Below are 26,751 nucleotides of genomic sequence, written 5' to 3'. Positions count from 1 at the left end.
CTAGCCCCTTCAACGCTGGGGCAGGGCAGATCTCTCCCCGTTTCGCTGGCGGCATATTTACCGCTGTGGACGCTCCAAAAGGTGCACCATAGAATAAGTGGAATTGCCACAGCGACCTGCGGCTTGACAACCATGCGTGGGGGCGCTGATGCATTCTGTTTCGATTGGTCCGGCTTGGACCAATCGCAGACGTGCTGAAGGGTTGCACATGCGGTCAATGTTGAAACGTGTACTCGCCGTCATCGGCCTGGCTGGAATGCTGGCCCTCCCGGCCGCAGCAGCCTGGGCCGCTGACCCGGTGACTATTCCGTCCGGCCAGAACATCACTGACGACGCCGGCGTCCTTCGCGACAAGACTGCGGTTCAAAACGCAATCAAGTCCCTCTACAGCGAACACCAGTTCAATCTGTATGTCGTCACTGAAAAGACCTTCACCAACCCGGCCACGCCCACCGACTGGGGCAATGCAGTGGCAAAGAAGAAGTCCTTCGGATCGACGGACGTCTTGCTGGCCATCGCCACGGACGAGGGCAAAGTAAACATCACGCGTGGCCCTGGCAGCAAGATCACTGATTCCCAGCGTGACGACATCCTCAAAAACGCTGTCCTAGCAAACCTTGTGCAGGGCAAGAAGAACTACGACCAAGCAGCGATTGATGCCGCCAAGGCCATCGGCGACACCCAGAATTCCGGCGCGGGCACTGCGGTACTCATCGGCGCGGGCGTGGTTGCGGCTGGGGGCGTTGGCACGTACTTGTACTTCCGCAACCGCCGCAAGAAGAGCCCGGCATCCAGCGCGAGCTACGGCCCGCAGGGAGAGCAGCTGGATCCCCTTGCCTCCTTGAGTATCGCGGAATTGCGGCGCAAAGCTGGATCGCTGCTCATCGAAGCAGATGACACCATCAAGTCCAGTGAGCAGGAACTCGGCTTCGCCCAAGCGCAATACGGTGATGCCGCCGTCGGGAACTTCACCAAGGCCTTGCTGGATGCGAAAAACCACATGACCGAATCTTTCAAGCTGCAGCAACAGCTCGATGACCAGATCCCGGACACTGAAGAGCAGCAGCGTAGTTGGCTCGGCGAAATCATCCGACGCTCGGAGGCCGCCCTTGAGTCGTTGCGCGAGCAAAAGGCCGATTTCGACTCCCTGCGTGAGCTTGAGAAGAACGCACCCCAGGCTTTGGCAGCTGTTGCTGCCGGCGCCAACGAGGCGGAGGCGAAGATCAGCAGTGCCGAGGAATCCCTGAACGGCCTGCGCGAAAAATACGCAGACAGTGCGCTTGGCCACGTGAGCGACAACATCACGCAGGCCAAGGACCGCCTTGCCTTCGTTCAGAACGCAACAAGTACAGCCCAAGAAAAGCTGGCGGCAGGTGAAAGCAGCCTTGCCGCAGTGGCGGTACGCGCCGCGGAAGAAGGCCTACACCAGACCAACGTGCTGATCGGTGCCATTTCCAAGGTAGCGGGCAGCCTCGACGAAGCCCGGAACTCGTTAGAGGGTGCGATGGCGGAGACCAGCCAGGACCTGGCACAAGCCAAAGCGATGATCCAGTCCGGCGAGCACCCGGAACTGGCCGGTCCGGTGGCCGGAGTCGAAGCCGCGCTGGCTCAGGTCAAGGCAGAAATCCAAGGCGGCAAGATCGATCCCATCGCCACCTTGGACCGGGTGGAGAGGGCACACCAAGCCTTGGACCAGTCCCTCTCGGGAATCCGCGATCAGCAGGAACAGGCGCGGCGCGCGCAGGCCTCGCTTCAGCAGACCATCATGGCTGCTCAGTCCCAGATCAGCGCAACCTCGGACTACATCGCGGCGCGGCGCGGCGGCGTTGGCCCCGAGGCCCGTACTCGATTGGCCGAAGCCCAACGGAATCTCGACTACGCCCTGTCCATTTCCCGCAATGACCCGGTCACCGCGCTGACGTATGCTCAGCAGGCCCAGGCGCTTGCGTCACAAGCCGCGCAACTGGCACAGTCCGACGTCGATCAATTCGGCGGTTTCGCCAACCAAGGCTACGGCCGTGGCGGCATGTTCGGCGGTGGGGGCAGTGGTGGTGGCCTCGGCGGAGCGATTCTAGGCGGCATCCTCATCAACTCCATCCTCCACGGCGGCGGAGGCGGCTGGGGCGGTGGGAATAACGACGACGGAGGCGGCGGAGGTTTCTTCGGCGGCGGCGACGGTGGTGGAGGCGGAGGCTTCTTCGGCGGCGACGGGGGCGGCGGCTGGGGCGGCGACGGCGGCGGAGACGGGAGCTTCTAGCTCACGAAGACTAGGTGGGGGCCAGTCCCCCACGTAGAGCGGTACAAGAACTGATCACTGGATTCAGTGGGCACCACTGAGCAGGACGAAAGGCAACACCATGGTTAAGCAGTCCATTTTCGGGCGGATCGCGCAGCTCGCCAAGGCGAACATCAATGCCTTGCTCGACCAAGCTGAGGACCCGCAGAAGATGCTGGACCAGATGGTCCGCGACTACTCGAACAACATCGCCGAGGCCGAGTCCGCCGTGGCGCAGACCATCGGCAACCTCCGCATGCTCCAGGCCGACTACAACGAGGACATTAAGAACGCCCAGGACTGGGGCAACAAAGCCCTTGCAGCCTCCCGCAAGGCGGACGAGTACCGTGCTACCGGTAACGCGGCCGACGCCGTGAAGTTCGACAACCTTGCCAAGGTGGCCATCCAGCGCCAGATGTCGGCCGAGAACCAAGCCAAGGCCGCCGAGCCCAACATCTCCTCCCAGTCGGAAGTCGTGGACAAGCTCAAGAGCGGCCTGGACCAGATGAAGGGCAAGCTCAACGAGCTCACCAGCAAGCGCAATGAGCTGATTGCCCGCTCCAAGACGGTTGCTGCCCAGACCCAGGTGCACGACGCCCTCAAGAGCATCGACATCATGGACCCCACCAGCGAGGTTGGCCGCTTCGAAGAGAAGATCCGCCGCGAAGAGGCCAAGGTACTCGGCCAGCAGGAGCTTGCAGCTTCCAGCCTGGACGCACAGTTCAACCAGCTTGAGGACCTTGGCGAGCAGACTGAAATCGAGGCTCGCCTGGCGGCGTTGAAGTCCGGCGGTTCGAAGGCTGCGATCAGCGCAGGCGCTACCGCTCCGGCAGATGACACGGTGGACGAAGCCGACTTCGACAAGCTCTGATCCAACCAACAGAATGGCCGGACCTCCATCGAGGTCCGGCCATTCTTACTTGCTGCGTGCTTTAGGCCCCGACGGCAAGCCGCCCGACGATCAGCCGCATGATTTCATTGCTGCCTTCCAGGATCTGGTGGACACGCAGGTCCCTGGCAATCTTCTCCAGCCCGTATTCGGACAGGTATCCGTAGCCGCCATGCAGCTGGATGGCCTTGTTTGCCACGTTGAAACCCGCATCCGTGGCGACGCGCTTGGCCATCGCGCACAACCTCACGGTGTCCGGGTCTCCACGGTCCAAGGCGTCAGCGGCGCGGAGGATCAGCGTCCTGGCAGTTTCGAGTTCGGTGTCCATGTCGGCGATATCAAACAAGAGGGATTGCTGGTTGATGAGTGGCCCACCAAATGCCGAGCGCGACTTGAGGTAGGCGATGGACTTGTCCAGCGCCGCCTGGCCGCCGCCCACGGAACAGGCACCCATATTGACGCGGCCCCCATTGAGGCCCTTCATGGCGATGCCGAATCCGCTGCCTTCCTCGCCTAGGCGGTTGGCCACGGGGACCCGTACGTCCTCGAAGATGACCTGGCGGGTGGGCTGCGCATTCCATCCCATCTTCTTTTCGTTCGGGCCGAAAGACAGGCCCGGCGCGTCCGCGGGCACCACGATTGCTGTGATTCCTTGGCTTCCCGTGTCCGCCGTCCGGGCCATGACCACATAGATGCTGGAAGCACCGGCACCCGAGATGAACTGTTTGGTGCCGTTAAGAACGTAACTGTCGCCGTCGAGCACTGCTTTGGTGCTCAGCGCCGCGGCGTCGGAGCCTGCTCCCGGCTCCGTGAGGCAATAGCTGCCCAGGGCTTCCATGGACGCAAGCTGCGGAACCCATTGGGCCCGCTGCTCATCGTTGCCGAAAGCGTCGATCATCCAGACCACCATGTTGTGGATGGAAATGTACGCGGCGATGGTGGGGTCTGCTTTGGACAGTTCCTCAAAGATCAAGGCAGCATCGGTGCGCGTAAGCCCTGAACCGCCGAACTCTTCCCGGACATAAATGCCTCCCATGCCAAGGGTGCCCGCTTCCCGAAGGACGTCCACCGGGAAGTGTTTGGTCTCGTCCCATTCGGCGGCGTGCGGGGCAATGGCAGTCTTGGCGAAGTCGCGCACCATCTCCACCACCGCTTGCTGGTCTTCCGTGAGCTCAAACATTGGCACTCCTTTTCCCGGTTTGTCCGGCTATTGGTAGCGGTTTACTTGCTGACTTTCCCCATCAGCGAAGCGATCGGACGAAGGAACAGCGGCCTGGCGAGGAACCACGCGCCCACAATCACCAGGAGTGACGCGGCGAAAATGCCGAAGCCAACCCAGTTGATGTCGTCGCTGCCGCCGTACATGTGGTTCAGGTTGCGCAACGCCCCGGTGGCGAGGACCAAGGTGACATGCACGATGGTGAAGAGCACGAAGTACACCATCACCGGGAAATGCACGGCGCGGGCAAGCTCGATGGGATACACCTTGTTCACCATGCCGGCACTCTTCGGCCAGGCCGAGGATGTGCGCAGGCCTGTGATGACGGCCAACGGCGCGGCGATGAAGACCGTGACGAAGTAAGTCAGCAACTGCAGCGCGTTGTAGTTGACCCAGCCGTCCTCCGTAGGCCAGTTCAAGGATGCGTACTGGAGCGCGGCGGAAATTGCGTTCGGGAACACATCCCAGCGCGTGGGAATGATCCGCATCCATTGCCCGGTAGCGAAAATCACGATGATGAAGACAATCCCGTTCAGCACCCACAGTGCATCCAGCGTCAGGTGAAACCAAAGGTCCAAGCTGATCTTGGTAGGCGCGTTCTTGGTCCGGATCAGGCCTGTGTTGTTGCGGGTCCATTGGGCCGGTGGCCGCTTGGCTGTGCGAACCTGCCAACCGGAGCGGACGATGAGGACCATGAAGAAGACGTTCAGGAAATGCTGCCACCCGAGCCAGGCCGGGAAACCTACAGGAGCGCTCTCCGGGAGGCTGGATGCGCCCGGGTAGTCGTGCAAGAACGATTGCACGCTCGACGTGCCAGTCAACCATTTGGCCACCAAGACAATGAGCAAAAGCACGATCAGCACACCGGGAACCACCCAGACGGGTTGGGACCACTTGCTCTTGGCTGCTGTCGACTTTTTCGCTGGGGTGGACATCTTCTCAGACACCTCTCGGATGAACTTTGCAATCACGGACGCATCAAGCTAACAGGCTTTGGGCTGAAGCGGCCAAAGCCTGTTACGCCATCAATTGGATCGGGCTTTGATGGCCTCGACGAGTTTCGGAACAACGGTGAAAATATCGCCCACGATTCCGAAGTCGGCCACATCAAAAATGGGCGCGTCCTCGTCTTTGTTGATGGCCACAATGGTCTTGGCGGTCTGCATGCCTGCGCGGTGCTGGATGGCTCCGGATATTCCCAAAGCAACGTACAGCTGCGGGGACACACTGACACCGGTCTGGCCAACTTGGGCCGTCTGGGCGATGTACCCGGCGTCGACGGCGGCCCTTGACGCGCCGATCGCCGCACCCAGAGCGTCGGCCAACTGTTCAACCAGCACAAAGTTCTCGGACGAGCCCAGGCCCCGTCCGCCGGACACCACCGTTGTGGCACTGCGAAGCTCCGGGCGGGCAGAGACAACGGGATCGTCGTTGAACCGGTCAATGACAGCGGCACCCGCGGTGGTGGCTTCCACAACCGCGGCGCTGACGTCCGCAGTGGTTGCTGGAGCCTGGCCTTCGATCGCACCCTGTCGAATGGTGAGGATGGGCAGCCCGCCGTCCACCGCGGACTCAACGATGTATGCCCCGCCAAAGACTGAATGCTGGGCGACAACGGTTCCGTTGTCAGTGCGCACCTGCACGACGTCGGCGAGCACACTGCCGCCCGTCCGCACGGCAAGCCGGGCGGCGGCTTCGCGGCCATCCGCGGTGTTCGTGGTAAGCACGGCCGCCGGCTCATAAGCCTCAACCGCCCGGCTCAGCGCATCGACTGCAGGGGCCACCAGAACGGTCCTAGCGGCTGGAGTCACAGCCGAGTAGATCCTTGCCGCGCCCAGCTCACCCAGCCGGGCGACGTCGTCGTCCGCTAGAGGCTCCGATGAGACCACGACGGCGACTGGCGAGCCCAGCGTGGCAGCGGCTACCAACAGCCCGCGGGCTGAGGCTGCAATCTCGCCACGGTGGGAAATTTCGATAAGTGCCAAAACGTTCAACATCTCTATTCCTCCCTCAGACCAGGCGATTCGCAACGAGGAACTCAGCCAGCTCATTGGCTGCCGTCCCATCATCGATGAGTTTTCTTCCGGCTGCGCGCGCTGGCCGTTCGACAGTCGAGACCACCACGGTGCGGCTCGCGCTTGCCGGGACTTTGAGTTCGGAGACGGACAGCGTGGCAACTGGTTTGCGCTTCGCAGTCAGGATGCCTTTGAAGTTGGGAAACCGGGCTTCCGGGAAGCGTTCAGTCACAGTGAGGATGGCGGGCAGCTCCGCATGGACGTTAAGTGTTCCGCCCTCGCCCTGGCGAACGCCGCTTACCGCGCTGTCCGCGATCTCTGCGGAGATCAACGATCCCAGCAGAGGCAACTGGAGGTGCTCGGCAACCATGGCGGGCACGACGCCGGCGCGGCCATCCGTGGATTCGTTGCCGGCCAGCACCACGTCAAATCCTGTGGACCGCAAGGCGGCCGCTAGTGTCGCGGCGGTGCGGCCCGTGTCGGCGCCTTCCAGAGAATCATCCAGGACGTGTACCGCTGAATCCGCGCCCATGGAAAGAGCTTTGCGCAGGGCCTGGGAGGCCCCGGCGGGACCCATGGTCATTGCCACGACTTCGGTGCCCTTGTTGGCGTCCTTGATGCACAAAGCTGACTCAAGGGCGCGTTCGTTGATTTCATCAACCACGCTGTCAGCGGACTCACGGTCGAGCTGACCCGTAGCGAGGTCGAGCTTCCGTTCTTCCGCTGTGTCCGGCACTTGTTTGACGAGCACGACGATCTTCATTCAACAGCTCCCTCGATGCAAATGGCTGACGCTTGGAATCGAGAATACTAGGAACTCCTAGTATTTACCATGCAGCGATGGAAGGAATACTTGGATCTCCTATTGATTCTTGCGGGAGCTGGGGTTCCCACGCCGGGATCGCCGTGCGGTCCAGCGGTGAGTATCAGAATCCGGAAGGGACCGGCCTAACCCTGGCGAATGCCGAGAGTGTTGCCGTCGGGGTCACGGAACCAAGCTCCGCGTGCAGGGCCGAGCTGGGCGATGTGCCCTGTCGTGGCAAGGGGGCCCTCCGCGTAGTCGAGGAACTCGACGCCCTTGGCGGCCAGGTCCTGGACCACGGCCTCGATGTCATCCACTTCGAAGTGGGCCAGAGTGTGCTCGGTAGCTGTAGGCGGACGCTTGAAGACAGAGATCTCACTGACCGACCCGCAACGGTACCGGACGCCTACCGGAGTTTCCCAGAGGAAGGTCAGCCCTAAGATGCCGCCGTAGAATTCCTTCGCCCGTTCCAGATCCGTGACCGGAATTGTCGCCACGACCATCGTTGCATTGATCATCAGGAACCTCCCTGCCGGCCCGTTCCGTCAGATGAACGGCCGATTCGGCCCAAGTCTTGTCCTCCAGGAGCCGGACTGTCAACGCTTGAAGCGTGTCCTAGTTCGCGCTGCGTCCTGAGGGTCCGGGGGATGCGTTGCGGCTTCGCGCGGCCACCACCACGCTGACAAGCACCGACAACGCTACGACCACGACGATTCCGGCGAAGTTGGGCTGGAATTCCAGGGCGAGTAGGTGTGGTTCTCCACCCGTCTAGGTGTAAGCCGCTGCGAATGGTTCAACTTGCATGGCCTCCCGGACCGTAGCCAACAGGGCAAAACAAAAGAGCCCGCCCTGTCGGGCGGACTCTTTCGTGTATTTGGTTGCGGGGACAGGATTTGAACCTGTGACCTCTGGGTTATGAGCCCAGCGAGCTACCGAACTGCTCCACCCCGCGTCGCAAAATCAACTCTACCGCACATTCGTAGGCGCCTCTGACCACTCGCGTGTGGGCTGCGGCACGTTGAGGAACACCCCGCTTTCCACCCCGCGAAAGCGATGGAAAACAAAAAGATCCGGCACAGTATCTCTACTGTGCCGGATCCTTTTCTCCAGTTGCGGGGACAGGATTTGAACCTGTGACCTCTGGGTTATGAGCCCAGCGAGCTACCGAACTGCTCCACCCCGCGTCGCAAGAACTACTTTACCTGCCGGTGAATGTCAGGCCAAATCCAAACGACGTGACTTCCGTCTCCCGGTCCGCCGGCGGCCCGCCTCCGGCCCCAAAACGGCCTAAGCACTGCGGTCAGGCCACCGAAACAAAAGGAAGACCGGGCCAGCCCTGGTGGGCCGGCCCGGTCCTGTAACGCTCCCCGGCTAGGCCGATATCAGCCAGCTGGAGAACTACCTACTTGCTCGGCGATGGCGACGACGTGGACGTCGGCGACGGCGTCGCGCTGGCGGAAGGCGCCGGCGTGACACCGAGCCGGGACTCGGCGTCGAGCGCCTTCTTCAGCGCGGCGGACAGAATGTTCTGCTGCGCGCCATAGCCGGCGAAGTCACCCTTGGCCAAAGCGGCCTGGCCGTCCTGGATTGCCTTGTTGGCTTCATCCAGCGCAGCCTTCAGCTGGGCCTGGGCATCCGCTGCGGCAGGCGGAGTGCTGGCCCCCGGTGGGGTGGGAGTCTGGCCGTTGTTGGCCGAGTCCCCAGCCGAAGCCCCGGAGTCACCCCCGAACAGGATCTTCAACGCGGCGTCGAGCGTCGGAGCAAAGCCGACCTTGTCACCAAAGGCCACCAGCACCCTCTGAAGCGTCGGATATGAGGTCTCACCCGTCGATTTCAGATACACCGGCTGAACATAGAGCAGGCCTCCGCCCACCGGCAAAGTCAAAAGGTTGCCGTTGAGCACATCCGAGGCGCCTTGTCTCAGCAGGTTGAGTTCCCGCGACACTTCAGGATCGGAGTTGAACTTATTCTGGGCCTGGCCAGGTCCCGGGACTTGGGTGTCCGTGGGCAACTGAAGCAAGCGCAGCTGCCCGTATGTGTCAGCCTTCACCCCCTTCTGGCTACCTGCGTCGGAATCTGCTGCCAGGAAGCCGTACAGGATATTCCGAGCGGCCCCGTTGACAACCTGCGGAATGAAGGATGACGTCAGTTGGAACGCAGGCTTGGTCTGGTCGGGCATCTGCAGGGACATGTAGAACGGCGGCTGCTTGACGGCATCGGTGACCGTGGGGTCGTTCGGAACGCTCCACGCATCGTTGTTCTGGTAGAAGTTGTCCGCATTGGTCACGTGGTAACGCCCAAGCAGCTCACGCTGAACCTTGAACAGGTCCTCAGGGTAACGAACGTGGCTCATCAGCTGTCCCGACATTTCCGAGTACGGCTTGATGGTGGTCGGGAAGATCTTTTCCCAGGCCTTCAGGATGGGGTCCTGGTCATCCCAGGCGTACAGGGTCACCGATCCGTCGTAGGCATCAACAGTGGCCTTGACCGAGTTCCTGATGTAGTTGACGGTGCTGTTCGGCAAGGCTGCTGTACGTCCCGAGGTGGTCTGCGAGTCAGCCGTAGCGTTCTGGAGCTGCTGCTGCTGCGAATATGGGAAGTACTGGCTGGTGGTGTAACCGTCCACGATCCACTTCACGCGGCCATCCACCACTGCGGGATAGGCGCTGCCGTCCACGGTCAGGTACGGAGCAACCTTTTGCACGCGCTCACGCGGGGTGCGGTCATAGAGGATCTGGGACTTCTCGTTGACGCCATCAGACAGCAGCAGGTCCGAAGACTGGAACTTGATGGAGTACAGGAGGCGGTTGAACCAGTTACCCACATTAGGGCCACCGTTGCCTGTGAACGTGTACTGCGTTTCGGTCGAGGTGTCCTTGCCGGCAGGACGGTCCTGTTCACGGTGCGCGGCACCGTCCGGGGCGCCGACCACCGAGTAGTCCGGCGAATCTTCCCCGAAATAGATACGGGGCTGGTAACTCGTGTCGCTGCCGAGTGTGCCCGTGGATGGAATGCCGGACAGCAGGAAGTCGGGCTTGCCGTCAACCGTGAATGTGTTGCCTTTGGCGGCCACTACCCCATAACCGTGTGTGTAGACGATATGCCGGTTGACCCAGGTTTGTTGGCTGGCGTTCAACCCGTCCTGGTTCAATTCACGGACAGCAATCACAGTGTCCTGGGTCTTGCCGTTCACCGTGTACCTGTCAACGTTCAGGGCCTTGGGGAACTGGTAATACGGACGGTATTGCTCCAACTGGGAGAACGCGGAAGAGACCAGGTTCGGGTCCAGCAACCGGATATTGGCAGCCGTCTGCGCGTCCTTGGCAAGAGCCCCGCTCTTGGCGGCCGTCGTGGCGTTGTAAGGGGAAACCTTGATCTGGTCCAAACCGTAGGCTGCCCGGGTCATCGCAATGTTGCGGTCGATGTACTTGTTTTCCAGTGTCTGCTCCGAGGGGCGGACTTGGAACTGCTGAATGACCCAGGGGTAGACGCCACCTGCGAGGATTGACGTGATAATGAGCATCGCGGTGCCGATGACAGGAAGGCGCCAGCGGCCGATCACAGCGGCCACGATGAAGAGGATGGCCACGAGGCCAGCGGCAACGGCCAGGATGGTCTTGGTGGGGATCACAGCGTTGACATCGGTATAAAGGGCGCCCGCCCAGTGTCCGCCGTTGTTTTGGACGGTGCTGTAGACGTCCAGCCAGAAGTTGGCTCCAAGAAGCAGCAGGAAAATGGCGCCGGTCAAGGCCAGGTGGATCTGTGCCGCGCGGCTCGTGAAGATGCCGCGTTCCATGAGCCTGATGCTGCCGTAGAGGTAGTGTGTCAGGATCCCGGCGATTCCGGCAACCACCACAACGCTCATAAGGAAACCCGTGACGAACCCAAGGAACGGCAAAGTCATGAGGTAGAAGCTGATGTCCAGGCCGAACTGCGGGTCAGCCTGGCCGAACGGCACCTGGTTGAAGAACAAGAGGACTTTCTGCCATTGGCTCGCAGCAGCGCTTCCGGCGAACAGCCCGAACAGCACGGGGATGCCGATCATGACCACTCGGCGCACTGGTTCAAGCTGCGCCTGGTAGCGGTTCATGGTGTCCCTGGCCTCGGAGTCAGGGGCATAGACGGGCCGCGCGTGGTAAGCGACGCGGATCGCGTAGAAGACTGCGACGAACATCAGGGCGAAGCCGGCCAGGAAGACGAGGATCCGGGCAAGATTCTCCCGGAAATACACTTCGAAGAAGCCCAACTGCTGATACCAGAGGACGTCGGTCCACACATTGGCAAAGAAGATGAATCCCACCACTACGACCGCCACGACGATCAGGGTAGGAGTCAGGGCACCCCGTCTCAGCGGCGGTCTTCCGGGCGGGTTGGTGCTGGCTGGACGGGACAAACTCGGTACCTCATAGCTGGTCGTCAGTTAATTGTCATCAGTGCGTGTGTTCGCCGGCCCCGGTGCCTGGTGCTGATGGCGGAGGCCGTCATATGTGCCACGAGTGGCGGTGGAGCTAAGTTCCACCGTCAGTCTAGTTGTTGGAGCACGTCGGAAGACGGGACATGTCCTGTCCAGAGGCGAGTCGTTCCACGGCCGACTTCGCATCCGCCAGGGTCTCCACTTTGACAACTTGCAGGCCGTCGGGAATATGCCCCACGACTTCGTCGCAATTGGCTGCCGGTGCGAGGAAAAGGGTGGCGCCTCCGTTACGGGCTCCCCGCATTTTCTGGGCGATTCCGCCGATAGGTCCCACGGTGCCATCGGGCGAAATAGTGCCGGTGCCGGCCACATGCTTGCCACCCGTCAGGTCGCCGGGAGTGATGCTATCGATGATGCCCAGGGCAAACATCATGCCGGCACTTGGTCCGCCCACCTGGTCCAAGGAGATCTTCACATCGAACGGGAAGGTGAACTTGTACTGGAGCATCACTCCGAGGATGTAGCGGCCGTTTGAGCTCTTGCCCGGCGTAATGTTCACGGTCACCGGAGTTCCCTTGCGGTCGACGACGACGGCGGCTGGCGCGCCCGCACCATCGGCCAGTGCGGTTTGGACGACATTGAGGGACGTAACGGCCTTGCCGTTGATCGAGGTGAAAACGTCTCCCGTTTGGAGTTTGCCTGCGGAGGCCGAGCCGTCGGACAACCCCGCAACTTCAAGTTTCTGCTGGTACGGAATGTTCTCTTCCTGGAGCGCAGAGGCAACCGCATTCTCTTGGGAGGTTGTCATGGCGAGCGCGCTTTCCTGTTCGGATTGCTGCTTGGTGACGCCCTTGGGATAGAGCAATTCTTCGGGGTACACGGCTTTGGAACCGTCCAACCAGGCCTGGAACGCCTCGAAAATGCTCACTGGCCCGTTGGGGCCACCGTTGATGTACACGGTGGTCAGGTCGAGATTTCCTTTGGCGGGGAAGGTCTCATGGCCCGTGATGCTAATGACCGGTTTGTTGTGGTCCGTGCCCAGGGTGTTGAACGTTGGCCCCGGCGATTCCACCACGTAAGGAACGGGGAGGGCAGCGGCGGCCACTCCCAACACGATGGTCAGGGCGCCGGAGACCAGCATCGCGAAGTACCGTCCGTCACGCCGTCGCGCCGGTTCAGGCGCGTGAGGCTGTTCCGGCTCCGGCTCCCGCGACTCAGCTTCCTGCGCCGGGGAAGGGGCATGCGACGTCGGGGCATCTTGCGGGAAGGAGGGGCCGAGAGGCTGTCCGGGTTCCCCGGACGCTCCGGGGCTCGGCAAACTAGTCAATGAAAGACCTCTCCGCGCAGGAACTCGTGCCCGACGCTACCGTTGCGGCCTCTCAGGGTGGAGGCCAGTAAACATACCAACGATCCACCCTACGACGCTGTGCCCACCGGACGTGCTTTGCCTAGAGCGAACGACGCGTTCCTGAGGCAGACAGCCCCCGGGCATCGCGGTACCTTGAAAGTGATCACCAGTCACATCGACGATCGGCGGCACCATGACCTCCAACCCCAACACCCCGTCCAACGGAGACGATTCACCCCAGGACCCTCTGGCAGAAATGCTGAAGAACCTGATGGGCGGGCAAGGCATGGGCAACATCGACCCCGCCGAATTGGCGAAGGCCGCCGGGCTGCCGAACGACCCCAATATGCTGCAGCAAATGTTTGCCCAAGTGCAGGCCATGATGAGCTCCACCTCCGAGGGCCCTGTCAATTGGCAGCTCGCCCACGAGAACGCCCGCCGCGTTGCCGCCGCTGGCACGGATCCGTCGGTGAATGCCGTGCAGGCCCGCGAAGTCGACGAGGCCCTACGGCTAGCGGAACTCTGGCTGGATCCGGTCACTGACCTTCAAGCAACTGGCCTGATTGGCCGCGCCTGGTCCCGCGCCGAATGGGTGGAAGCCACCCTGGCCACCTGGAAACGGCTCACCGAGCCGGTGGCGAACAGCATCGCCAATGCGCTCTCGGACGCACTAACCCAGCAGATGCCGGAAGAAATGAAGGCCATGATGGGTGGCACCTCCTCCATGTTGCAGAACATGGGCGGCGCCATCTTCGGCATGCAGCTTGGCCAGGCCATCGGCGCCCTGTCCGCCGAGGTGGTCAGTTCCACCGACATCGGTGTTCCGCTCGCCGATCTCGAAATGGCCTTGCTACCGGCCAATGTGGCCAAATTCGGCGAAGGCCTGAGTATCCCGGAGAATGACGTCCGGCTGTTCCTCGCCGTCCGCGAAGCCGCGCATGCACGCCTGTTCGTGCAGGTTCCTTGGCTGAGGGGCCACCTCCTCGGCGCCATCGAGGCCTATGCCCGCGGCATCCACATTGACATGTCGCGTGTGGAAGACCTCGCCCGCGATCTCGACCCGGGCAATCCCGAGGGCATCCAAGAAGCCTTGTCCCAAGGCGTGTTCACGCCCGAGCGCACGCCCGAACAAGCGGCGGCCCTGGAGAAACTCGAGACGGCCTTGGCACTTGTTGAGGGCTGGGTGGACGAACTAACCGCCGCTGCCACCGAGAAAGTGCTGCCCTCCGCCGTCGCACTCCGCGAAACGGTGCGTCGGCGCCGCGCCACAGGAGGACCCGCGGAACACGCGTTCTCCTCACTGGTGGGACTGGAACTGCGCCCGCGGCGCCTGCGCGAGGCCGCGACGTTGTGGGCTGCGCTGAAGGACGAACGTGGAATCGCCGGCCGCGATGCCATCTGGCAGCACCCCGATTTACTCCCCACAGCCCACGACCTGGACGATCCCACGGGCTTCACCGAACGGCGCCGCCTGGCCGAAGCCAGCGATACCGAGGTGGACGACGCCCTGCAGAAGCTCCTTGAGGGTGGCTACGACACCCCGGACGAGAGCGGCCCGGAGGCTCAGGAGTCTGATGAGGAAGACACCTCCGGCGACAACCCGGAACCTGGTGGACCCAAGGCCTAACCGGCCCTGCCTTAAGGCGCGGCTCCATAAAGGAGCCGCGCCGCTCCCAGCAGCATTTAGTCGGCGTCAGCCTCGGCGTCCCAGTCCCGGGCTGGCGGGTCGGCGCCATTGTCATCCGGACCGAGACCCCGCGACGTCGCAAAGGCGACGCCCTCCAGGAAGGCTTTGGCCCGCTGCGTCTCAGGGTATGCCTCCAACAATCGCCAAAAAGCGGCGTTATGTCCGGCCACCAGAAGATGCGCGAGTTCGTGGAGCAACACGTAGTCGATAACCCACTGCGGCATAGCCTGGAGCTTGTCCGACAACCGGATGGTCCCGTCCGCCGGAGTAGCTGAACCCCACCGTGACTTCTGGTTGCTGACCCAGCGGACCGACGTCGGGATGGCACGACCGCCCAGATACTTTGATGACAGCTCCGAGGCATGAACGGCGAGGGCGGCATCGCCGGCGGGACGCCTCCTGCCGGCACCTTGGGTCCGCCTCTCCCCCTGGCGTTTGAGCTTTTCCAGCATCCGCCGGACCCATTCGCTCTCTTGTGCCTTCGTGAAGTGGGCAGGGATCGCAACAATCGCGTTCCCGTCCTCCCAGAAAGCCGCCACAGTTCGGCGGCGGCGCGCCGAGCGTCGAACGACGACGGGCGCACCGTCGTCGGTGGTCAGCGGCAAAGCGGGCTGGCCCGCGACCCGCGGCACTAGGCAGACCCGTTCTCGACCAAGACCGCAAGCACGGCTTCGCCATACTTTTCCAGCTTGGAAGGACCCACACCGGCTAGCTTCGCCAGTTCCTCAAGCGAGGCAGGCCGAGCCTCGGCGATGGCAGTCAACGTCGCGTCGGTGAAGACCACGTAGGCGGGAACCTCGTTGCTCAATGCCTCGTCCTTGCGCCATTGCCGCAAAGCCTCAAATGTCTGTTCCTCATACGTGGGCGGGCATTGGCTGCAGCGACCCACTTTGCGCTCGGCGCCGGTAGCGAGCATTGTTCCGCAGACCCTGCACGACGCCAGTGCTGCCGCTTTGCGCCGCGGGATGGCGCGGCTGCGGGCGCTGGCTCCGAGCACCGAATCCGGGCGCAGCCCGTCGAGGAAGCGCGAAGGCTTGCGGTTGGCCCGGCCCCCAGGGGTGCGGGCCGTGGACCAGGAAAGCGTCAAATGCTCGCGTGCCCGGGTGATCCCGACGTAGAGCAGGCGGCGTTCCTCGTCCACGCTCTCGGGAGTGTCGGCGAAGGAAATCGGCATGAGGCCCTCACTCAAGCCCACCAGGAACACGGCATCCCACTCCAAACCCTTTGCCGCGTGGAGTGAAGCGAGGGTCACGCCTTGGACCGTCGGCGCGTGCTGGGCCACTGAACGTTCCTGGAGTTCGTTGACGAATTCCATCAGCGTGAATTCCGGCCCGCGACTGATAGCAAGTTCGTCCGCGAGCGCCACCAGAGCTGCCAGCGACTCCCAGCGTTCGCGCAGGGCCCCGCCGCTGTGGGGGGCGGCATCCGTGTAGCCGAGCGAGGCCACAATGTCCCGGACCAGCTGGCCGAGGGGTTCTTTGGTGGACTCCTCGGCAACTGCCCGCGTGGCAGCGCGCAACTGGAGGATGGCATCCCGAACTTCCTTGCGCGCGAAGAAGCGCTCACCGCCCCGCAACTGGTAACCAATGCCCGCCGAAGCGAGGGCTTGTTCATAGGCTTCCGACTGTCCGTTGGTGCGGAAGAGCACAGCGATCTCGCTCGCCTTGGTGCCGGCGTCGATCAGCTCCCGAATCCGGCCGGCGACCACCGCGGCCTCTGCCTCGTCATCGGGGCATTCCATGAACCGTGGCTCGGGTCCAGTTGGACGCTGCGCCACCAACTGTAGGGGCTTTGCCCAAGCAGCATCGGCCACCGTTCCACCGCTCCGCCGGGATCCGAGGAGATCATTGGCCAGCTTCACCACCTGCGGCGTGGAGCGATAGTCACGGACCAGCTTCACGACTGTGGCCGAGGGGTACTGCCCCTTGAAGCCAAGGAGATGCTTCGGAGAGGCACCCGTGAAGGAGTAGATGGTCTGGCTGGCGTCGCCCACCACGCAGAGTTCGTCGCGGCCACCAAGCCACAGCTCCAGGAGCCGCTGTTGCAGCGGCGAAACGTCCTGGTACTCGTCCACCACAAAGTGCCGGTACTGTTCACGGACTGTGGCCGCCACTTTGGGGTCTTCCTGCAGGATGCCGACCGTGATCAACAGGACGTCCTCGAAGTCGATGACGTTCCGGTCCGTCTTCACGTCCTCGTAGGACTGGAAGACCCGCGCGACGGCGGTGAGGTCGAAGCCGCCCGGGGTGCCTCGTCCGTGGGCGTTTTCAAGGTAGTTGGCCGGCGTCAGCATGGAAACCTTGGCCCATTCGATCTCGGCCGCAAGGTCACGGATGGAGGCTCGATCAGTACTGAGCCGGAGGCGACGGGCGGCTTCGGCGATGATGTTGGCTTTGTGGTCAAGCAAGTTTGGCAGGACACCGCCGATCGCTTGGGGCCAGAAGAACTGCAATTGCCTGAGCGCGGCGGCGTGAAAAGTGCGCGCTTGGACGTTTCCGACGCCGAGATCCCGCAGCCGGCTGCGCATTTCGGCGGCGGCGCGGGAAGTGAACGTGACGGCCAAGAGTCGCTGGGGGCTGTAGACACCGGAATGGACGCCGTATGCGATCCGGTGCGTGATGGCCCGGGTTTTCCCTGTTCCGGCTCCGGCAAGGACGCACATGGGCCCTTTGAGGTTGCTGGCGACTTCCCGCTGCTCGGCGTCAAGACCACCGAGTATCCGGTCCTCGAGTGAAACGGTGTCGCTGGGAATAGCCTCCGTCACGGCTGGAGGTCCTCGATGACGCCGCCGTACCAGTGCTCGATCAGGGAACGCGCAATCGAGAGCCGCGTGGAGATCGTAATCTCGCCGCTGAGCACAGCGGCCTGGAGTTCTGCACGGCTGAACCAGCGCGCCCGGGTGACCTCGACGCCGTCGGGCCGGGCTTCGACGTCGTCCGTTGTTGCCGTAAACCCAAGCATGAGCGAGGCCGGAAACGGCCACGACTGGGAACCTAGGTACTGGCAAGCGGTGACCCGCACACCTACCTCTTCCCCGATTTCCCGCACCACGGCCTGTTCAAGCGACTCTCCCGGCTCAACGAAGCCAGCCAGCGTGGAGTAGTTCTTCGCGTCCGCCGGCCCGCCTCCTCCCAGAAGCAGCCTGCCGTCGGAACCGACGACCGTGACGATGATGGCCGGATCCGTCCGGGGATAGTGTTCCGAATTGTCCCGCGGGCATCGACGCACCCAGCCCCCGGCCTCGATGACCGTAGGGTTACCGCATTGCGGGCAATGTGTATGGGTGGCATGCCAATTGGAAATGGCGCTGGCCTCAACGAACAAAGCGGTTTCCGTGGCATCGAGGCGGGCAGCGATCTCCCGAAACCCCGTCCAGATGCCATCGGCCGGAAGTCCCGCAGTTCCGGGGGCGGCCGGCTCGCCGGGCACGAAGAGGACGATCGGTGTTCGCTCCGGGACAGAGGAAGGTGCGAGTGTCCGGCCGAGATAAATGGCAGTGAGCGGTCCGCTGGCCGCCTGGAGACTTTCAAAGAGCGGCGCAGCATCGCCCAGCCACAGCTTGTCACCCACAGCGAGAGCTTGGCGTTGCGACAGCACCATGGCCTTGGCGCCGCCCGAAGAGATCACTTTGTCAAGCATGCCTGGCGTCAAGCGCTCGGCCGATCCCCGGTCCACCAAGGCAGGACGCACCGGAAGAACGGTATCGATAAGGTGGTTTGCCGGTGCCGGGAACTCGGTGAAACTCATGTACCTACCGTACTGACTCGCACCGACAAATGACATTTGGATTCATCTTGGAGGCACGCTCCCTGAACGCTGTTTTCACGCGGATCTCAAGACTCGCCGCGCTGCATCGCTCCCATAGGCGCTAGTCAATCTACCTTGGAATACGTGAGAAGAACACCGTTCGAACTGGCCGCTGTAGCAACCGCGGCGGTGCCCGGCCTGACGCCGACGGCTGCCGCCTCCGCCCCGGATGATGCTGCCGATTTCGATTCGGCGCTTCTGCTGGACTCGGAGGGCAAGCGTTGGCGCGTCCGTTCACCGCGCCATCCGGAAGCCAGCGCCCGGCTGGAGACCGAATTCATGGTCCTGCGGGCCTTTGCCCCGGCGATCCGGGCCGAGCTGCCCTTTCTGATGCCCACAGTGGCCGGAACGGTACGCCAAGGGGCGCTGAGCACTTTTGTCTACGCCCACTTGGCCGGGGCCACGCGCAGCATCGAAGAGCTATCCAGCTGCAATGATGCATTGGCCAAGGAGATCGGTACGGCACTGGCAGCGGTCCACGACCTCCCCCAATCGCTCGTCAACAACGCCGATCTTCCCAGCTACACGGCGAACGAATTCCGCCAGCGCAAGCTGAATGAGTTGGACCAGGCCGCCACCACTGGCAAGATTCCGCCCTCCCTGCTTCGTCGCTGGGAGCACGCACTTGAGGACGTGGCGCTGTGGCGCTTCAATCCGTGCGTGGTCCACGGCGATCTCCATGAAGACAATCTGCTGATCGACGGCGACAGCGTCACCGCCCTGACAGGGTGGACCGATCTGCGCATCGGCGATCCGGCCGATGACTTCGCCTGGCTCGTGGCGTCAAACGAACAGAGGTTTGTAGAGTCCGTCCTACGGCACTACACGGAAGCCCGACGGGACACGCCGGATGCACACCTGCTGCGTCGCTCGGCGCTGCTCGCCGAATTCGCCCTGGCCCAGTATCTCGTCAAGGCCATGGCGGCGGGGCACAGTGAAATGACGGGCGAGGCCGAGGGCATGCTCAGATCCCTCGCCGACGACATTGATGAACAAAACGCGTTGGCCGCCGAGGAGGCCGAGGCTGCAGCTGCGGAGCTTGCCGCTTCCGACGATGGTCCGGCGAAGCCCGCGGTGAGCGTGACGGCTATCCCGGAAACGGTTCAAACGGACAATCCGGAAACAGCCGCCACGACGCCTCCAGTCACTGTTCAGCCTTTGGACGAAGCCGCTGTGGACAAGGCCACGCTGGATAATGCTGCCGGAGACGAGGCCGCTTCAGAGCTTGTGGTGGTTTCAGGCAAAAGGGCTGGCTCGACGCCGGAGCCGCCGTCCGAATCAGACGACACCTCGACGAAGGCCCTCCAGGTAGTGGATCCCGCTCCTTTGCAGGATGCCAAGGACCGCTAGTCGGTTTTCACGGCAGGGCGTTCTCAGCAGCCTAGCGTTCCCAGCTGCCTAGCGTTCCCAGCTGCCTAGCGTTCCCAGCTGCCTAGCGTTCTCAGCTGCCTAGCGCGGAAGCGATGATGTTCTCCAGTTCAACCGCGGTGCCCAAATCGTGGGGCCTCACAACGGCGTCGTCGGCTACGTAGTAAAACGCTGCGCTGACCCGCTCCAACGGCACGCCCTTGAGCCGCGCCCACGCCAGCCTGTACACGGCAAGCTGAACGGCGCGGGTCTTAAGCTGCCGGCCGGCCGGTCGCTTGCCCGTCTTCCAGTCCACCAGTTCCCAGGTACCGTCCGCCCCCTGAAAAACGGCGTCGATCCGGCCACGAACAACCACGTCTCCAATCCGTGTCTCGACCGGGACCTCGATGAAGGCAGGGGCACGGTGTGCCCATTCGGAGGTAACAAACGTTGCCACCATGTCGTCAAGACCATAGGCCTCGTCGATGTGCGAGTCAGAACCGGGTGCCTCGTCGAGGTCCAGCATGCCGGTGGTTCCGAAGTACTCCTCCACCCATGAATGGAACGCGGTGCCCTTCCGGGCCGAGATCCCAGGTTGCCGCGGCACGGGCCGCCGGAGCTGGGCCAGGACGGCAGCAGTATCATCTCCGAGATCGACGAACATGGATGCCGAGATATGCCCCGGCAAATGGACGTCCTGGACCGGCTTGCGTCGCAACTGCCGTTCCAGCAACAGCCTTGCCTCGGCCGCCCAGCCAGCGGCCGCGCCTCGGAGCTGTTTAACGGACGGGCGGGACGGAGCACTAGCCAACGGGGCCTCGATGACGATCGCCGAATCCGCCCGGAGCCCCTCAATGGCTTCCCTGACCCGGGTTGCCGCGGCATCCATGGCAGCCCGGCGGCCCGGTACCAACCGGAGCCGTTTTCCCGTGCGGGGATCACTGGGACCTTCGAGCGGATCATAGGGGAAGAGCGCCACTTCTGTGCCGACCGTCAGGGGGCTCTCAGCAGGCAGTGCGTCTTCACTGAGCGACTGCGGGTGAATGACGGCGGCGGATGCACCACTGGTGCCGTCGCTTACCTGGTCAGCCAGACATGCCAACTCAGCAAGAAAGGGAGACGTCTCTGCAATCCCTGCCCGGGAACCGTTCCATGCGGCGCTCGATGCCCACAGGACGAACTTTGCACGCGTGTAGGCAACGTAGGCGAGTCGCCGTTCTTCAGCCTCGCCATGGTGCTGAACCTCTGATTTGAAGTCCTTTTCGGCATCCAGCCAGCCTTTCTGGTCCGGTTGGTCCAGATCCCATTGCGGGAGGTCGGCCCGGTCTCCGCGGAGGGGCCATGGCAGGGCTGCGGTGCCGCTGCTCCATCGCGAGTCGCGGCTGCTCGGGAAGGCCCCGGCGTTGAGCCCGGGCACAAAGACAACGTCCCATTCCAACCCTTTGGAGGCGTGGACCGTCAGCAGTTGCACGGCCTCATGGTTCACCTCGGCGTCGGCCATGTCCAGGCCGCCCTCTTCCGCGGAGGCAGCTTCTAGCCAGCCCAGGAAGGCCAACAGATCCACGCGCTGGGAAGTGTGCAGGAAGCTCGCAGCCGCGTCGTGGAATGCGTCCAGGTTCCGGCGAGCCTGATGGATACTCGTGCCGGGCTTCGCTGCGACCTCAATGTCCAGCAGCATCGCACGCTCCACCTCGCCAAGGAGGGTGGTGAGATCATCCCCAATGAACCCACGGAGGTTCCGAAGTTCTGCGGACAAGCGGCCAAGACGTTCCAAAGCCGGGGCGCTGAGGGAGCGGCCGTGACGTGAGGTCCATCCCGGTCGTGGCAAGAAGTCCAGTGCTTCCACAAGGCTCGCGGCATCCGTGATGTCGCTCTCCACCACGGTCTCCGCCAGGCCTTCGTCCGCCCCCGAGGCATCGTCGTCCACGCCGTCGGCCCCAGTGCCGCCTTGGGAGCGCCGTCGCGCCAGGAACTGGGACCAGTCGCGGAATGCGATGAGGTCGGAAGTACCGATGCGCCAACGGGCTCCTGCCAGCAGACGCATCAGGGCGTCCGAGCGGCCGGGATCGGCCAGGACCCGGAGCGCAGCCACGAGGTCCACTACTTCAGGGGTGTCGAGGAGCCCGCCGAGGCCGACTATTTCGTACGGGATCCCTTGGACCTCGAATTCACGCCGCAAGCACTCCATCTGTGCCCGGCGGCGGCAAAGCACTGCCATGGTGGGCGAGACGGGTGCACCATCAGCCGCCGTTTCGAAGACCGTGCGCCGGTAGCGGCGGACGTCCCGGGCAATGGCAGCGGCCTCGTCTTCGTCCGTGGCAAAGCGCCCGAGTACGACGCTGCCGTCCACAGCCGCTGGGCTGGGCTGCAACGGAGGTACTGCCACAGAGCTGTCTTCGGCCCTCGAGCCCGGGGCTCCCTCACTCGCGGCGGCCTTGTTGAGCGGGGCGGAGATGACGTTGGCCGCGGCCAGGATGTTGCGCCCGTTCCGCCACGCGGTTGTCAGACATGAAGTGGGGGCAGTGGCAAAGGAAGCGGTTCCGAAGCTGTCCTCCACGCGCACGGGGAACTCCTGCACGAAGTGGAACAGCTGGCCGGCCGAGGCGCCCCTGAACCCATAGATTGACTGGTTGGGATCCCCCACCGCCGTGACGGCATGCCCTCCCCCGAACAGGCGGGAGAACAGCACCAGCTGGGCGTGCGAGGTGTCCTGGAATTCATCAAGCAGCACCACCTTGTAGCGGGCCCGCTCTGTAGCGGCCGCCAAGGGTATGTCCTGGGCGATCTTGGCGGCGAGCGCTACGAGGTCGCCGAAGTCCAGGACCCCCCGGTTCCTCTTGGCCATTTGGTAACGCCCCACCATGTCCGCGACGCTGGCCCTGGTACGCAACATGGCGCCGAGATCGCCGGCGGCTTGGGTGGGGTTCTTTTTCGCCCCGTCCACATAAGGCAAATGAGCGAACTCGGACACCCGCTCCATCAACCAGCGCTGAACTTCGGCGGGTTCCCGCAAATGCTCGGCGCACTCGCCGGCCAACTGCATCACGGCATTCACCAACGTGGACTTGGCAGCTGTGAAGTGCTCGTAATCGCCGTCGTATGCTTCAACCACCTCACTGGCAAGCTGCCAGGCCTGGGCGCCTCCCAGCAGCACCACATCGCGTTCGATTCCCAGCCGGAGGCCGTAGTCGGCCACAATCCCGCTGGCGTAGGAGTGGTAGGTGGACACCTTGGGTTCAAGTTCGTCGGAGCCGGCAACTCCCTCCGGGAAACCGTAGTGCCCGCTATCCGACGACGCTATGCGTTGCAGTGTTGCCAATTTGGCGCGGATGCGGCTTGCCAGCTCCCCTGCGGCCTTCCGAGTGAAGGTGACGCCCAGGACCTCTTCGGGGCGGACCCATCCGTTGGCCACGAGCCATACAACGCGATCCGCCATGGTTGCAGTCTTCCCGGATCCCGCGCCGGCGATGACCAGCCGTGGGGTCAACGGGGACGCAATAATGGCGGATTGCTCTTCCGTCGGACGGTTCCGTTCGCCGAGGATATCGGCCAATTCGCCGGGCGAGAATCGAGGTTCGGGCAGCGCCGGGGCATCTTCGGCAGTCTCTTCAGCCTCGATACCGGCGAGTGTTTGGATGGTCATTCGGTGACCTGCTTTCCCCTGGAGCACAATGGGCAAATATCGGGCAGACGGCAACCGTGGCCCCCGTGGCTGCCTTTTGAGGGATCGTGACGGGCCTCGAAGGTAGCTCCGGCCATGAGTACAGCGGCCTCGCTGACAAGGTCCTGTGCCCAGTTATCTCCCGGGTCCAGAGGTTCCTGCACTTGGATTGCCGGCGTCTTCGTCTTGGTCCCAAGCTGTGCCAGAACGGCGCCGCCTGGAACAAGCCCGGGAACGGGCAGGCCCTCGAATCCGCCGTGCAGCACCGCCGCCTGATACGCGCCCAGCTGCGGGTGCCGCGCAAGTTCGGTTTTGCCCGGCTGGCGCTTGCCCGTCTTGAGGTCAACAACCACCAGCCTGCCTTCGGCATCTATTTCCAAGCGATCCACTTGCCCCCGAAGCACAGCGTTCCGGACAGCATCGGAATCCTCGGAAGAGGGATCGAGCCGCGCCTCCGGCAGGGGAACGTCGAAGTCTACTTCGACCCCGGCCAGGCTTCGGCCTTCGCTCCGCATGACAAGGACATATTGGGCAAGCTTCCGGACCATCTGTTCTGCACGCTGGAAGTCCAGCCTGCCCTCCCAGTTGTCCTTCATGCCAAGGGTCGGCCAGCGACGCACAAGTTCCGCGACGTACTCAGCGCCGGAGGCATCGGGCAGCTCCTGGGCAATCGCATGGACCAAGGTGCCAAGGCTACGGGCAAAGTCCGTGGCGGGTTCGCCACCCGCTGCCTGGACAAACCAATCCAACGGCGATTTGTGTACGGTCTCCACCTTGGACGGAGAAACGAACACAGTGCCTCCTTGCGGGACCACCGGTTCTTCGCTGCTGAGCGGCGCCAATCCCCACCAGGAATCCGGATGCGCGCCCGGCACCGCAGGCTCCGCTGTGGCAAGGTGAGCCAGGACTCGGGCCGCTTCCGCGGCCTCCCCGGCCGCGCCGGGGCGGGCAAGCGCGGCATCGTCCGGCTGAACGCGCTGCCTCAGCTCGGCCACCAAGGCACGAAGGGTCATGGGACGGCCTACGGGTGTGTACTCGCGTTGGTACTGTCCCGGCTCAAGGGGCGCCACGTAGTCAAGAAAGGCCGATTGCTGCTCATCTTCAGACGAAACAGCTGTGCAGATGAGGACTTCCCGTGCACGTGAAACGGCTGTGGAGAAGCTGCGAAGTTCGTCATAGCGGATGTCCCGCAGCCTGCTGAGGGGACCCCGTTGCAAGGCGTGTTCAACCCCGTGCTCGATAGCATCGGCAAATAACGTACTGCCGAGGAGTTCGCCCCGGAGCCTGGTGTTTGGCCAGACGCCTTCCTGCAGGCCCGCGACAATGACCACGGACCATTCCCGCCCGGCCGCGCTGGCCGGCGTCATGAGCTCCACCGCATCCTCCAACTGCGCCCTGGCGGCAAGGGTGTCCATGGGGAGTTCCTGGCTGAGCAGATACTCCAGGAACTGTTCGGGACCGGAACCGGGGAGCTGGTCAACATAACGCTCGGCGGTGTGGAACAGAGCCATCATGGCGTCAAGGTCCCGGTCCGCGCGGGCGCCGGCGGCGCCGCCGTCGAGCGCCATTTCCGTCCAGCGCGAGGCCAGCCCGGTGGCTTGCCACAACGCCCACAACACCGTTTCAGCGTTGGCTCCGGGTTCGGCGGAAGCGAGACGTCCTGCCGCGATCATGCGGGCCAAGCGCCGTGCCGAGCTGCCCTCGATACCCAACGAACCCAGCGCCCCAGGCTCCAGCAACGCTTCAACGAGCAACGCGTCACTGGACCGTCCACCGCCGCCCAGCAGTTCCTCCCTGCGCAGGGATTGCCGCAGGCGGCGCAGCTCGATGGCGGTAGCCCCGCCGATCCTCGACGTGAGTAGCGAGACGGCAGACTCAGGCGTCAGCTTGGCGGCGTCCAGCACCACGCCGTACACCTCAAGCAGGGGACGAACAGCCACTTCATCGCGGACAGCTGAATCCGCGACGGGCACGCGGACGGGGATTCCTTGACCGCTTAGATAGCGTTGCAATTGCGCCAATTGCCCACCGTTGCGCACAATCACCGCGATGTCGCCGAACTCGTGGTTCTCACGTAGCTGCGCTTCAAGGATGCGTTGGGCCACGTAGCGCAATTCGTGGACTGCGGAGGGAAGGACATGTGCCTCCACGCGGCCCACAGGCTGCGGGCCAGCTTGCGCAGGCAGCGGATCCAGACGCCGGGCCAACTGGCCTCCCGCGCGCTGCGAGATACGCGCAGCCACCCCCGTCCACGCTTTCGCGACCTCAGGGAGGTGCCGGTGGGTGTGCCGCAGAGGAAGCTCCCGTACGGTACCCGCAAGGCCTCCGAAGGCTGTGCCCCCGAGCAGTTGGGGCAATTCGGCGACAAGATCGGGACGGGCACCGCGAAACCCCTGGACCACTGTGTCCGGGGAGGACGTCACCAGAACATCCTTGCCTTCTGCGATGTCCGCGAGCAGTTCGAACACTGCAGGATTTGCCTCTTGGATGTCGTCCACCAGGATCAATTGCAGCCGTTCACGCTCGGCCGCCAAAAATCCGGGGGAATCCTGGAAGATCTGGCGCGCCGCGGTAATGATTCCCGCCGGGTCAAAGGCCTCTGGCATCCGCAGATCCAGGACGTCGCGGTATTCCGCATACAGGTCCGCGGCAGCAATCCAGTCCGGCCGGCCGCATTCGTAGGCGAGCGCCGTCAGGTCTTCCGCAGTGCGGCCGGATTCAATGATGCGGTCAAAAAGCTGGCGGACCTCCTGCCGGAAGCCCCGCGTCGGCAACGCCGCAGACAAATCCTGGGGCCACGGAAGTTCAAAGCCCGGCTTGGCGTGCCCCTCCAGCAATTCCTTGATGATGAGGTCCTGTTCCGGCCCCGAAAGCAACTTGGGCGGCCGCTGCAGCGGCAGCACGCCCTCGGCTTTGGCTCGCCGGATCAGATCGAAGGCGTATGACGCCCAGGTGCGTGCCGGCGTCGTACTCAAACTGCGGTCCAGCCGCCCCGTAAAGGTGTCCCGCAAGGCCGACGCCGCATGCCGGCCGGGCGCCAGGATCAGGATCCGTTCGGGATCCACGCCATCGCGCAGCACGCGCCGGACAGCAGCCTCCACCAGCACAGTGGACTTCCCTGTGCCCGGTGCCCCCGGCACCAACACCGGCCCGGATCCGAGCGGAAGTTCGACGACGGCGGCCTGGTCAGCCGACAACGTCGGTGCTGCGTAATGGACTTCACGCGGCGGAAGCAGGCGCAACCGCGCAGAGGACTGCCGCGGTGTTTGCCGTGTTGCTGCTTGCTG

General features: G+C 63.4%; 16 protein-coding genes and 2 tRNA genes. 4 read left to right on the top strand and 14 right to left on the bottom strand.

All coding sequences use genetic code 11. The features are described from left to right. Positions 1–208: 208 nt before the first annotated feature. Entirely contained in the window at positions 209–2,257 is a 2,049-nt protein-coding gene (locus AC3ANQ_RS07060) for a TPM domain-containing protein (RefSeq protein ID WP_488304424.1), read from the top strand. A gap of 100 nt (positions 2,258–2,357) precedes the next feature. After that, positions 2,358–3,146 (top strand): PspA/IM30 family protein, encoded by a 789-nt coding sequence (locus tag AC3ANQ_RS07055; protein ID WP_488304423.1) that lies wholly within the window; start codon positions 2,358–2,360, stop codon positions 3,144–3,146. A gap of 61 nt (positions 3,147–3,207) precedes the next feature. Here the strand turns inward: AC3ANQ_RS07055 and AC3ANQ_RS07050 are convergent, their stop codons facing one another. The 9 genes from AC3ANQ_RS07050 to AC3ANQ_RS07010 form a co-directional block, all read right to left on the bottom strand. Beyond that, entirely contained in the window at positions 3,208–4,344 is a 1,137-nt protein-coding gene (locus AC3ANQ_RS07050) for an acyl-CoA dehydrogenase family protein (protein ID WP_488304422.1), read from the bottom strand. A 41-nt stretch (positions 4,345–4,385) separates the two neighbouring features. After that, on the bottom strand, positions 4,386–5,318 hold the full coding sequence (locus AC3ANQ_RS07045; protein WP_488304421.1) for a cytochrome b/b6 domain-containing protein: 933 nt from the start codon (positions 5,316–5,318) through the stop codon (positions 4,386–4,388). Between the two features lie 90 nt (positions 5,319–5,408). Then, the gene (locus AC3ANQ_RS07040) at positions 5,409–6,380 is read right to left on the bottom strand and encodes an electron transfer flavoprotein subunit alpha/FixB family protein (RefSeq protein WP_488304420.1); all 972 of its coding nucleotides are present in this window, start codon (positions 6,378–6,380) and stop codon (positions 5,409–5,411) included. 13 nt (positions 6,381–6,393) lie between these two features. Continuing rightward, entirely contained in the window at positions 6,394–7,161 is a 768-nt protein-coding gene (locus tag AC3ANQ_RS07035; protein ID WP_488304419.1) for an electron transfer flavoprotein subunit beta/FixA family protein, read from the bottom strand. A 185-nt stretch (positions 7,162–7,346) separates the two neighbouring features. Continuing rightward, positions 7,347–7,718, bottom strand: a complete 372-nt coding sequence (locus AC3ANQ_RS07030; protein WP_488304418.1) for a VOC family protein — start codon at positions 7,716–7,718, stop codon at positions 7,347–7,349. A gap of 357 nt (positions 7,719–8,075) precedes the next feature. Then, positions 8,076–8,152, bottom strand: a tRNA-Met gene (locus AC3ANQ_RS07025). A 158-nt stretch (positions 8,153–8,310) separates the two neighbouring features. Beyond that, positions 8,311–8,384 (bottom strand) — tRNA-Met (locus AC3ANQ_RS07020). A 218-nt stretch (positions 8,385–8,602) separates the two neighbouring features. Beyond that, positions 8,603–11,593: a UPF0182 family membrane protein gene (locus AC3ANQ_RS07015; RefSeq protein WP_488304417.1), complete on the bottom strand. Its 2,991-nt coding sequence runs from the start codon at positions 11,591–11,593 to the stop codon at positions 8,603–8,605. Positions 11,594–11,726: 133 nt separating this feature from the next. Then, positions 11,727–12,755: a YlbL family protein gene (locus tag AC3ANQ_RS07010; protein ID WP_488305275.1), complete on the bottom strand. Its 1,029-nt coding sequence runs from the start codon at positions 12,753–12,755 to the stop codon at positions 11,727–11,729. A gap of 400 nt (positions 12,756–13,155) precedes the next feature. Between AC3ANQ_RS07010 and AC3ANQ_RS07005 the strand changes: the two genes are divergently transcribed. After that, positions 13,156–14,589, top strand: coding sequence for a zinc-dependent metalloprotease (locus tag AC3ANQ_RS07005; protein WP_488304416.1), 1,434 nt, complete (start codon positions 13,156–13,158; stop codon positions 14,587–14,589). Positions 14,590–14,645: 56 nt separating this feature from the next. Here the strand turns inward: AC3ANQ_RS07005 and AC3ANQ_RS07000 are convergent, their stop codons facing one another. The 3 genes from AC3ANQ_RS07000 to nudC are packed head-to-tail and all read right to left on the bottom strand — an operon-like array spanning position 14,646 to position 18,396. Further along, on the bottom strand, positions 14,646–15,281 hold the full coding sequence (locus AC3ANQ_RS07000; protein WP_488304415.1) for a M48 metallopeptidase family protein: 636 nt from the start codon (positions 15,279–15,281) through the stop codon (positions 14,646–14,648). Continuing rightward, positions 15,281–17,413: an ATP-dependent DNA helicase UvrD2 gene (locus tag AC3ANQ_RS06995; RefSeq protein ID WP_488304414.1), complete on the bottom strand. Its 2,133-nt coding sequence runs from the start codon at positions 17,411–17,413 to the stop codon at positions 15,281–15,283. The genes AC3ANQ_RS07000 and AC3ANQ_RS06995 overlap by 1 nt, the downstream gene beginning before the upstream one ends. Then, positions 17,410–18,396, bottom strand: coding sequence for an NAD(+) diphosphatase (gene nudC / locus AC3ANQ_RS06990; protein ID WP_488304413.1), 987 nt, complete (start codon positions 18,394–18,396; stop codon positions 17,410–17,412). The genes AC3ANQ_RS06995 and nudC overlap by 4 nt, the downstream gene beginning before the upstream one ends. 144 nt (positions 18,397–18,540) lie before the next feature. Here nudC and AC3ANQ_RS06985 point away from each other — a divergent pair, with 144 nt between their 5' ends. Then, a complete protein-coding gene (locus AC3ANQ_RS06985; RefSeq protein WP_488304412.1) occupies positions 18,541–19,806 on the top strand; it encodes a macrolide 2'-phosphotransferase in 1,266 nt (421 codons plus the stop codon). Positions 19,807–19,897: 91 nt separating this feature from the next. On the opposite strand, the gene AC3ANQ_RS06980 is transcribed toward AC3ANQ_RS06985, so the two are convergent. Together AC3ANQ_RS06980 and AC3ANQ_RS06975 are read right to left on the bottom strand one after the other, a co-directional pair. Further along, positions 19,898–23,446 (bottom strand): ATP-dependent helicase, encoded by a 3,549-nt coding sequence (locus tag AC3ANQ_RS06980; protein ID WP_488304411.1) that lies wholly within the window; start codon positions 23,444–23,446, stop codon positions 19,898–19,900. Next, positions 23,443–26,706 (bottom strand): ATP-dependent helicase, encoded by a 3,264-nt coding sequence (locus tag AC3ANQ_RS06975; RefSeq protein WP_488305274.1) that lies wholly within the window; start codon positions 26,704–26,706, stop codon positions 23,443–23,445. The genes AC3ANQ_RS06980 and AC3ANQ_RS06975 overlap by 4 nt, the downstream gene beginning before the upstream one ends. Positions 26,707–26,751 lie beyond the last annotated feature (45 nt).

The organism is Arthrobacter sp. DMZ02-1R (assembly GCF_057747935.1).
Note: the sequence above shows the minus strand (reverse complement) of the source record. Positions and strands in the feature narration are given on the sequence as shown.

Excerpts from the sequence above, each read along its gene's own strand:
- AC3ANQ_RS07050 (WP_488304422.1), bottom strand. The coding sequence starts at position 4,344 with ATGTTTGAGCTCACGGAAGACCAGCAAGCGGTGGTGGAGATGGTGCGC.
- AC3ANQ_RS07005 (WP_488304416.1), top strand. The coding sequence starts at position 13,156 with ATGACCTCCAACCCCAACACCCCGTCCAACGGAGACGATTCACCCCAG.
- AC3ANQ_RS07010 (WP_488305275.1), bottom strand. The coding sequence starts at position 12,755 with ATGCTGGTCTCCGGCGCCCTGACCATCGTGTTGGGAGTGGCCGCCGCT.
- AC3ANQ_RS07030 (WP_488304418.1), bottom strand. The coding sequence starts at position 7,718 with ATGATCAATGCAACGATGGTCGTGGCGACAATTCCGGTCACGGATCTG.
- AC3ANQ_RS07035 (WP_488304419.1), bottom strand. The coding sequence starts at position 7,161 with ATGAAGATCGTCGTGCTCGTCAAACAAGTGCCGGACACAGCGGAAGAA.
- nudC (WP_488304413.1), bottom strand. The coding sequence starts at position 18,396 with ATGAGTTTCACCGAGTTCCCGGCACCGGCAAACCACCTTATCGATACC.
- AC3ANQ_RS07040 (WP_488304420.1), bottom strand. The coding sequence starts at position 6,380 with ATGTTGAACGTTTTGGCACTTATCGAAATTTCCCACCGTGGCGAGATT.
- AC3ANQ_RS06980 (WP_488304411.1), bottom strand. The coding sequence starts at position 23,446 with ATGACCATCCAAACACTCGCCGGTATCGAGGCTGAAGAGACTGCCGAA.
- AC3ANQ_RS07055 (WP_488304423.1), top strand. The coding sequence starts at position 2,358 with ATGGTTAAGCAGTCCATTTTCGGGCGGATCGCGCAGCTCGCCAAGGCG.
- AC3ANQ_RS07045 (WP_488304421.1), bottom strand. The coding sequence starts at position 5,318 with ATGTCCACCCCAGCGAAAAAGTCGACAGCAGCCAAGAGCAAGTGGTCC.
- AC3ANQ_RS07060 (WP_488304424.1), top strand. The coding sequence starts at position 209 with ATGCGGTCAATGTTGAAACGTGTACTCGCCGTCATCGGCCTGGCTGGA.